This window comes from Paraeggerthella hongkongensis (genome assembly GCF_003726035.1).
GTDB classification, from domain to species: domain Bacteria; phylum Actinomycetota; class Coriobacteriia; order Coriobacteriales; family Eggerthellaceae; genus Paraeggerthella; species Paraeggerthella hongkongensis.
Window position 1 is genome coordinate 1 of record NZ_QICD01000063.1, and the last position, 554, is coordinate 554.

Consider the following 554-nt stretch of genomic DNA (forward strand, 5'->3'; position numbering starts at 1 on the left):
CCGCGAGGTTCTCGCGGTTGCCGGCGTAGGTGAGCGCGTCCAGGACGATCACGCGCGCCTCGGGCCGGTTCTCCACCACCCAGTGGACGAAGTTGCTGCCGATGAAGCCGGCTCCGCCGGTCACGAGGATCCTGTTAAATTGAAACGTTTCCGACATGCCTCAGCCCTTCCGATTGCCGCAGTTTTCCAGGTAAGTCGCAAGCGCCTCGCGCCACGGGCGCATATCGTTTCCGATCGTGTCCTCCAGGCGCTTGTTGCGCAAACTCGAGTACGCAGGACGATCCGCGCTCTGGGGGAAGCGCTCCTTGTACTCGGAAGACGTCAGCCCCTCCTTCTCGCACGGGATGCCGGCCCCGTCCACCACCGCGCACGCGAAATCGAACCACGAGCAGGTGCCCTCGTTCGTGCAGTGATACGTGCCGTAGTCCTCGGTCTGGGCGATGCGCAGGATCTCGTACGCCAGGTCGTTGGCGGAAGTCGGGTTCCCGAGCTGGTCGGCCACGACGCTGATCCTGCCGTGCTCGCGCGCGAGGCGCATCATGGTCTTCGCGAAG

General features: G+C 64.6%; 2 protein-coding genes. Both read right to left on the bottom strand.

Annotated elements, in window-relative coordinates; genetic code table 11:
• On the bottom strand, positions 1-157 hold a 157-nt coding region (locus DMP08_RS12320; protein ID WP_123193159.1), incomplete at its 3' end, for an NAD-dependent epimerase/dehydratase family protein.
• Positions 158-160: 3 nt separating this feature from the next.
• On the bottom strand, positions 161-554 hold a 394-nt coding region (locus DMP08_RS12325; protein WP_148042369.1), incomplete at its 5' end, for an SDR family oxidoreductase.